Source organism: uncultured Desulfovibrio sp., assembly GCF_944324935.1.
Taxonomy (GTDB): Bacteria; Desulfobacterota; Desulfovibrionia; order Desulfovibrionales; family Desulfovibrionaceae; genus Desulfovibrio.
Window position 1 is genome coordinate 21,729 of record NZ_CALUYG010000032.1, and the last position, 8,621, is coordinate 30,349.

Below are 8,621 nucleotides of genomic sequence, written 5' to 3' on the forward strand. Positions count from 1 at the left end.
AAACGCCATGAACGCCGAACACGCTGAACAGCTTTGGGAACAGAAGGACGCCCCCTCGTCCGCGGACGGCCCGCATCCGTGGGCACTGCTGCTGGCGGCGGGGCGTGGTTCGCGCATGGCCGCCGCCACCGGCGGCACATCCAAGCAGTTCCTGCTTTGGAAGAATGCCCCCCTCTACTGGCACAGCGCCCTCACCTTCAGTCGCAGCGGCGTCGTGGCCGGCATCGTTTTCGTCTTCCCGCCCGATGCGCTTGCCCGGTGCGAGGCCGAAGTCCGCGCGCTGGATGTCCGTCATCCCCTCGGCCTGCCCTGGAAGGCCGTGGGCGGCGGCGTCGAACGGGATGATTCCGTGCGTAATGGCCTGGCCGCCCTGCCGGCAACGGTACGCCATCTGCTCATCCATGATGCTGCCCGTCCCTTTGTGAGCGCCCGGCTCGTGCGGGCGGTGCGCGCCTCCCTTGCGGAGGGCGCCGAGGCGGTCATCCCCGCCCTGCCGGTGACCGACACCATCAAGATGGTGGAAGGGGACAGGGTGCTCTCCACCCTCCCGCGGCATCAGCTCGCCGCCGTACAGACGCCGCAGGGTTTTGTCCGGGCGGCGCTGGAAGCCGCGCATGCCGCCCGTGTGGCGGAGCTCGCCGGCGGCAGGGCGCGGCCGGTGACGGATGATGCCATGCTCATGGAGGGCGCGGGCCACACGGTGCGTGTCGTGCCCGGGGAAAAGACAAACTGCAAGATCACCACGGTGGAAGATATGGCCCTTCTCAGTCCGCCGCCCTTTCTTCAGCCCAGGACGGGCATGGGCTACGACGTGCACCGATATGCCCCCGACCCCGCGGCTCCCAAGGCCCGCCCCATGAAGCTGGGCGGCGTGGCCATCGACAAGGCCCCGGCCGTGCTGGCTCATTCCGACGGGGACGTGCTGCTGCATGCCCTGTGCGATGCCCTGCTGGGCTGCGCCTGCCTTGGTGACATCGGCGAGCATTTTCCCGATGCCGACGAGCGTTTCGACAATATTTCCTCGGCCGTTCTGCTTGATCAGGTGCTGACACGCGTCAGGCGTGCCGGGGTCCGTCCCTGTCATGCGGACATGACCATCGTGGCCCAGAGACCCCGGCTGGCAGCCCACAAGGAGGCCATCCGCGCCAATGTGGCGCGCCTGCTGCGATTGCCGCCCGAGGCGGTCAACGTCAAGGCCACCACCGAGGAGCGCCTGGGGTTCACCGGCCGCGAGGAGGGCATAAAGGCCTATGCCGTGGTCAGCGCCCTTTTCCGTCCTCCCGTGGCCGACGATGCAGGAGATGCCCATGTCTGTTGATCCTTCCCGTCCGTGGCTGGCCCATTACGAGGACGGCATCAGCACCGACATCCCGGTTTACGGCAAGCCCATCTTCCATTTTCTGGACGAGGCGGCGCGCCGCTATCCCGACAGGATGGCTCTGCGTTTCCAGAACACGCGCATGAGCTACCGTCAGCTCAAGCGACAGGCCGAGCGCATGGCGGGCCGGCTGCGGGAACTGGGGGGCGGGGACGGCGAGCGCGTGGCGGTCATGCTGCCCAATCTGCCGCAGACCATCGTCCTTTTCTGGGCCATCCTCAAGGCTGGCGGCGTGGTGGTCATGCTCAATCCGCTCTACATGGAATCGGAGCTGCTCACCATCCTCAACGATGCCCGGCCCCGCCACATGGTGCTGCTGGATCTGCTCTGGCCGCGCATCGCCTCGCTGCGCGACCGCCTGCCGGTCGAGACCTACATCACCACCGGCGTGGCGGACGCGCTTTCCTTTCCGCTCGATCTGCTGTACCGGCTGAAGGCGCTGCGCGACCGGCACGCCCCCCGCATCCCCTATGCCGACGACGTGCTGCCCTGGAAGGCGCTCGCACGTGGCAGCGAGGCCTATGTGGCCAATATCGCCGACCCGCCTGAGACGGCGGCCCTGCTCCAGTACACCGGCGGCACCACCGGCCTGCCCAAGGGCGTGCCCCTGACCCACGGCAACCTTGGCTCCAATGCCCTGCAAGTGCTGGAAGTCATCCGCGATCTGCGCCACGAGCGCCACAGCATCGTGGGGCTGCTGCCCTTTTTCCATGTTTACGGGCTGTGTCTCGGCATCACCCTGCCCGCCATGCTGGCCGCCACTTCGCTGCCTCTGCCGCGCTATGTGCCACAGGATGTGCTGCACCTCATCAACCGGCATCGTCCCACCATCTTCCCCGGTGCGCCTTCGGTCTACGCCTCGCTTCTTCAGCAGAAAAATCTGACCCAGTTCGACCTCAAGAGCGTCAAGCTCTGCATTTCCGGCTCGGCGCCGCTTTCCCGCGAGCTGCGGCGGCAGTTCCATGAACTGACCGGCGCCTCCCTGCTGGAAGGGTACGGCCTCACCGAGGCTTCGCCCGTCACGCACCTTAATCCTCTGCTGCCCGAACAGCAGAAGGAGGGCTCCATCGGCATGCCCATGCCCGGCACCGATGCCATGATCGTGGAGCCGGGCGGCATGGAGCCGCTGCCCCCGCACACCGTGGGCGAGCTGCTCATTCGCGGGCCGCAGGTCATGCACGGCTACTGGAACCGCCCTGAAGAGACGGCGGCGACCCTGCAGGACGGCTGGCTGCGTACGGGCGATCTGGCCTGCATGGATGAAGAGGGCTTCTTCTACATCGTGGACCGCAAGAAGGATCTCGTGCTCGTGGGCGGCTTCAACGTCTATCCGCGCGAGGTGGAAGAAGTCATCATGGAGCACGAGGACGTGGAGGAGGCCGTCTGCGTGGGCCTGCGGGATCCTCTGCGCGGCGAGGTGCTCAAATGCTATGTCGTGCCCCGTCCCGGGGCGGAGCGCCCGCTGGACAAGGGGACCATCATCGCCTGGTGTCGCAGCAAGCTGGCCGGATACAAGGTCCCGCGCCATGTGGAATTCCGTACGGAGCTGCCCAGATCGGCCATCGGCAAGGTCCTGCGCCGCACGCTCCGGGACGAGGAGGAAGCCCGGGCGGCCGCCCGGGCCCGGCGGCACGGCGGGCAAGACGGCTCCCCGACGCCGGACGGCGAAGGAGGGGCCTGATGCGTCTGTGCGTACAGCGGGTGCTGGAAGGCGCTGTGGCCGTGGACGGCACGACCCTTGCGCGCATCGGCAAGGGGCTTGTGGTGCTGGTGGGCTTCGGACGCGAGGACGGCCCGGAGCTTGCCGCAAGCGACGCCTTCGGCGGCATGGCCCGCAAGCTGGTGGAGCTGCGCATCTTTCCCGGCGAGGGCGAGTACGCGCACAAGATGCATCGCACGGTCCGCGAGGCGGGCGGCGGCATCCTGCTGATCCCGCAATTCACCCTGTACGCCGACTGCCGTCGCGGCCGCCGGCCCGACTTTACCGCGGCCGCGCCGCCAGACACGGCGCGCGCGCTTTTCGAGGCCTTTGTCCGTCGAGTTGACGGCATGATGCAAGGTGGCGTATACTCAGGATTATTTGGGGCTGATATGCGGATTTCGCTCTGCAACTGGGGGCCGGTGACGCTCTGGCTGGACGCTGCGGAGCTCTTTTCCCCGCCTGCAAAAGCATAGGAGGCGACATGTTCACGCTGGACATCGAACAGCACAAAAAAACGACGGTCGTACGGTATCACGGCACGCTGCTCCTCCAGGATGCCATCACGCTGCGGGGAGAGCTGGAAAAGCTCCTGCTTGCTCCGGGGATATCCCAGATCGCCATCGATCTGAGCAGCGTGGAAGATGTGGACAGCTCCGGTCTCGGCGCGCTCGTCTGCGCGGATACGCTGGGGCTGAGTCATGGGCGGCGTCTTATCCTGCTGTCCCCCTCCGAGGCGGTGCAAAAACTCCTCCGGGATGTGGAGATTGAAGGATTTTTCCCCGCATTCACCAGCGAACACGAGCTTGAGGGACATCTTCCCGACGTGCTCGAATAAGTGGCGCGCACCTCCCCCGCATGAGCCGTCCTGCCGTGGCCTGGGGGCAGACGATATCCTGTGACAGGCAGAAAGGAAGGGAGAGAGCCGTGTCATTTTACCTGAAGCACTTTTTCAATCCTGACTTGCATCATCTGAATCTCAAGCCGTGCAGTGAAGTCGCGGAGGCCAGCGGCAGCAATCTCTACAACCTTGGCTATGTGCAAAACGTCATCAAGGGGCAGGTGCTGGCCGAGGTCGTCCCCCTGAGCGAAGCCGGTCCCGACCCGGACCCCCGCTTCATCCTGGAAAGCGCCGAGCCGCCGCTGGGCTTCAACACCGTGGTGGATCCCGCCCACCCGCAATATATCCTTGCCGCCGTCAACGGCTATGTCTTCTACAGCGAAGGCCGCATCACCGTGAAGCATCTGCTCAATGTCCGGCAGGACGTGAGCTTCCAGACGGGCAACATCCACTTTGTGGGAGATATGTGCGTGCACGGCTCTGTCCGGGCCGGTTTCAGCGTGCACGCCAACAATGTTCGCATCATGGGCATGGTGGAAGGCGGCAGCGTCGATGCCCGTCAGGATCTGGTCATTGACGTAGGCGCGCGCGGCGGTACCGGACAGCACTGCGTGCTGGAAGCCCGGGGCAAGATCCTCAGCCCCTTCCTGGAAAAGGTGGAAGTGCGTTCGCGCAGCCATGTGATCACGGAAAAATACTGCCTCTACTGCACCGCCTATGTGGGCGGCAACCTCGTGGTGCGGGAAAGCCTGTACGGCACCACGGCCAATGCCTACGGCAGCGTTTTTGTGGGCAAGCAGCTCGGCAACAAGGCCGGGGTGAATACGCGTATCTTTCTGGGCTATGACCCGGAAAACATCCGGGAGCTGGAAGAGCTGGACGCCACCATCTCCGCCCTTTCACAGGCGCTGGTGCATCTCAAGGCCGTGGCCGGCCATCTGCCGCCCGACGCCACCGAGGCCAGCCGCAAGCTGGTACGCACGGAAAAGCAGCGCGCCCAGCTCATCGAGCAGCGGGAATCCCTCTGGAAGAAGCTCAGCCGCGACGAAACAAGCATGGCCACCTGTCGCCTCATCGTGCCGGGCACGGTCTATCCCGGCGTGGAGATCTCCATCGGGCGTACCTTCATGCAGGTGGAGCGCATGTATCAGAACGTCACCTTCATGCTGTCGGAGGACGACATCATCGTCGTGCCCAACAACAGGGACGATCTCCAGTGAAGACGCGCAGGGATATCCCCGCGGCTTCTTCCCGTCCGGCCGAGTCTGCCCCGGGCACGGCGGCTGACGCTCCCGCGGCGTCGCTGCGGGTCGAGGCCGTCACGGAAGACGGCCGCCCGGTCGATATCCGCGTGGAGCTTGCCGGGCGCAGCCTGACCATGCTGGGTTCCGGCGGCGCGCGACGGGAGCTGGATGCCCTGCGCCCGCTTCTGGCCGGTGCGGCGTCCGCGACAAAGACGGTTTCGCTTGATGGCCTGCCCGTGCTGCTTGGCTGCGGCATGGGGCATGCCCTGCGGGCCCTGCTGGAGCGTACTTCCGGGCCGGTGGCCGTCGTGGAAAAGGAGACCGCCATCCAGCAGGCGACCGGCGTGCTGGCGGCGCTCGATCCGGCGGAGAGGGAGCGGGTGTCCGTTGTCTGCGCCACCGATCCTCAAGAGGCTCTGCGGGCGCTTTCCCGCTGGCAGGCCGCGCATCAGGGGACGCGGTTCCTGCCTGTCGCCCTTCCCTTCTACCAGCGTCTTGATCGTGCCTATTACGGCTATCTGCGGGAGCAGCTCGCGGCCAGCGAGCATTTTGACTTCTGGGGGCGCGCCCGCCAGCCCCGTTTTCGCGGCAAGACGCCGCGCGTGCTGTTGCTGGCCAGCAAGTATTTTCTCATAGGCGAGATCATCGGCGCCTGCAAGGCGCTGGGGATCGCGTATGAGCTGCTCCAGATCGAGGACGAGACCCTCGCGCGCGCCGATTTCGTACAGAAGCTCCTGCATGCCGTGCTGACCTTCCGGCCGGACTGCTGCATCACCCTCAATCACATGGGCGTGGATGTGGAGGGGGTCCTCATGGACCTGCTGGCCCGGCTTGAGCTGCCGCTGGCCTCCTGGTTCGTGGACAATCCCCACCTCATCATCCATCTGTACAGCCGCTGCGTCAGCCCGTGGACGGCCCTGTTCACCTGGGATGCCGATAATGTGGAGAGCCTGCGGAGCGTTGGCTTCCAGCACGTCGCCTATCTGCCGCTGGGCACGGACCCACAGCGCTTTTGCCCGCGGGCGGGAGGCGGCGCTCCGGCCGAATGGCGCAGCGACGTTTCCTTCGTGGGCAATTCCATGATCTACAAGGTGGGGATGCGCCTCAAGAAGGGGCGCTTTCCGCGTGCGCTGCTGCTGCCCTTCTACCGCTGCGCCGCCGCCTTCATGGCCAGCGACACGCGTTCCGTCGCCGATTTTCTGCGGGAGGACCTGCCCGACGTTTACGCGCACTATATGGCCCTGCCGGACAATGAGGCCCGCCTTGCCTATGAGACCGCGCTGACCTGGCAGGCCACACGCCTGTACCGCAACGGCTGCGTGCGCGAGCTGCTGCCCTTTTCGCCCCTCATCGTGGGGGACGGCGGCTGGAACATCGAATTCAGGCATGATGCCCGCAAGCCGCGTCTGCTGGATCCCATCACCTATTATACGGATCTGCCGCGCTTCTACCCCTGCTCCGCCATCAATTTCAACTGCACGAGCAAACAGATGAAGGGCGCCGTCAATCAGCGCATCTTCGACGTGCCCGCCACGGGAGCCTTTGTGCTGACCGACTGGCGGCCGCAGATGGAGGCGCTTTTCGAACCGCACGAGATCGTCTGCTACCAGGATAAGGCGGAGATCCCCGACCTCGTGCGCCACTATCTCGCCCATCCCGAAGAGCGGCAGGCCGTGGCCCGTGCGGGCCGTGACCGCGTGCTGCGCTGTCATACCTGGGCGCACCGTCTCAAGGACATGCTGGACGAGATGCGCCGCATCTACGCCACCCCGACCGCCGACGCGCCGCGACAGGGCTGAGATGTCCACCGCACTTGTCCTGCAGATGCATCGCCTCGGGGATCTGATCCTGAGCTTTCCCCTGTTGCAGTATCTGCACCGGCATACCCCCTGCCACACGGTATGGGTGGTGGCGGAGCCCGCCTTTTTCCAGCCGCTTTTGTCCATCGCGCCGTCGGTCACCTTTTTTCCCGCCGCGCAGGGAGAGGCGCTTGCCGCCTCCCAGCCCTTCCATCTGGGCATCAATCTCAGCTCCCGTCCCGCCTCGGCCCGCATACTGGGCGGCATGCAGGCCGATCGCCGTCTTGGCCTGTCCGAACAGAGCGGCAGCCTGCGGGTCGACGGTTTCTGGCAGCTCTACCGGCAGGCGCTCACCCAGAACAACCGGGGCAATCCCTTTCACTGGTCGGATCTGAACGTGCTGGACCTTGCGCCGGATGCCGACATCCATGCCATCGGGCATCCCCTGCCCCGACCGGCGGGCACGGGACGTGTGGGGCTCGTGCTCGGGGCCAGCGAAGCCGCCAAGCATCCCTCGCCGCATTTCTGGGCCCGTCTTGCCCGGCGTCTTGCCGCCAGCGGGCATATGCCGCTTTTTCTGGGCGGCGAGGCGGAAAAGCCCCTTGGCAGGGAGACCGCCCGGCTCAGCGGCCTGCCCCAGGCCGATCTGTGCGGCAAACTGCCGCTGGATGCGCTGGTCGGCGTCATGCGGCGGCTGGATCTCTGCATCACGCCGGATACCGGCCCCATGCATCTGGCCAGCTGGCTGGGCGTGCCGGTGCTCAATCTTTCCCTGGGGCCCGTGCACGCACGGGAGACAGGCCCCAGTTCGCCGGGCCAGTGGGTGTTGCGGGCGGCCATGAGCTGCACGGGCTGCTGGCAGTGCCACCACGGCAGACTGTCCTGTCATGGTTTGTTCACCGCGCCCGCCGTGGCCCGGGTGGCCGATGCCGTCATGCGGCATGGCGACGGGCTGCTGCTCGAGCCTCCCGCCCTGCCCGCCGGGCTGGAGCTCTTCCGCACGGAGCGCGACGATCTCGGATTGCACCGGCTGCGTCCGGTGGGAGCGCGGCGTGCCTGTGTGCGCGGGCCGCTTGAGGATTTCTGGCAGGCCTTCTTTCTGACGCTCTATGCCCCCTCCCGCCTGCCGTTGCTGGAGCCGGCCCTTGCGGCTCTTGCGGCATCTCCCCTGCCTGTCTCCCGGCTCATGGGAGGGCTGCACGCCATCTGTCTGGCCTGCGCGCGCCATGTTTCCGGCAGAACTCCGCTGCCGCACGACTTCTGGCGCGATCATCCGCCCTTGCTGCGCCTGGTGGCGGGCTTCTGCCAGATGTGGCTGGAAAATGCCCAGACCGACCGCCATCAGCAGGAACGCCTGTTGCACGGGTTGCATGGTCTCGTTACACAATTGAAACAGCTTTAGGCGGCGGGCATGTGCGGGCGATTCGGTGACGAACATTTTTCGTACGGGGATCGCCGTGCCCACGAAATGCAGCCGCCGCCTCATCTCTCGTCTCTCTCTCTCTCTCCTCCCGTTCTTGTTGCTTTCCGCGGCGATCTCCCGTTCTTCGCTGTCATTTTTGCTTCAAGAATGTCTTTTCCGACAAATGGCCGGACGAGATCTACCCCGATCTGGCCCCGGATTATCTTCCCCCGAAGTTTTAGGAGTTGCCATGAAGTT

7 protein-coding genes are annotated in these 8,621 nt (G+C 65.7%); all 7 read left to right on the top strand.

Annotation, left to right across the window (positions count from 1 at the left end; genetic code table 11):
• The first annotated feature begins 7 nt into the window (after positions 1-7).
• The 7 genes from ispD to Q0J54_RS08555 all read left to right on the top strand — a co-directional run bounded on the left by ispD (position 8) and on the right by Q0J54_RS08555 (position 8,363).
• Positions 8-1,318: a 2-C-methyl-D-erythritol 4-phosphate cytidylyltransferase gene (gene ispD / locus Q0J54_RS08525; protein WP_296305045.1), complete on the top strand. Its 1,311-nt coding sequence runs from the start codon at positions 8-10 to the stop codon at positions 1,316-1,318.
• Positions 1,308-3,059: a long-chain fatty acid--CoA ligase gene (locus tag Q0J54_RS08530; protein WP_296305046.1), complete on the top strand. Its 1,752-nt coding sequence runs from the start codon at positions 1,308-1,310 to the stop codon at positions 3,057-3,059. Before ispD ends, Q0J54_RS08530 begins: the two co-directional genes overlap by 11 nt.
• Positions 3,059-3,553 (top strand): D-aminoacyl-tRNA deacylase, encoded by a 495-nt coding sequence (dtd, locus tag Q0J54_RS08535; protein WP_296305047.1) that lies wholly within the window; start codon positions 3,059-3,061, stop codon positions 3,551-3,553. Before Q0J54_RS08530 ends, dtd begins: the two co-directional genes overlap by 1 nt.
• A gap of 8 nt (positions 3,554-3,561) precedes the next feature.
• Positions 3,562-3,915, top strand: coding sequence for an STAS domain-containing protein (locus tag Q0J54_RS08540; RefSeq protein ID WP_296305048.1), 354 nt, complete (start codon positions 3,562-3,564; stop codon positions 3,913-3,915).
• Between the two features lie 89 nt (positions 3,916-4,004).
• The gene (locus Q0J54_RS08545; protein WP_296305049.1) at positions 4,005-5,138 is read left to right on the top strand and encodes a FapA family protein; all 1,134 of its coding nucleotides are present in this window, start codon (positions 4,005-4,007) and stop codon (positions 5,136-5,138) included.
• A complete protein-coding gene (locus Q0J54_RS08550; RefSeq protein WP_367172235.1) occupies positions 5,135-6,961 on the top strand; it encodes a glycosyltransferase in 1,827 nt (608 codons plus the stop codon). Before Q0J54_RS08545 ends, Q0J54_RS08550 begins: the two co-directional genes overlap by 4 nt.
• 1 nt (position 6,962) lies before the next feature.
• Complete coding sequence (locus tag Q0J54_RS08555; protein ID WP_296305050.1) at positions 6,963-8,363, top strand: glycosyltransferase family 9 protein; 1,401 nt, start codon at positions 6,963-6,965, stop codon at positions 8,361-8,363.
• The last annotated feature ends 258 nt before the right edge of the window (positions 8,364-8,621 follow it).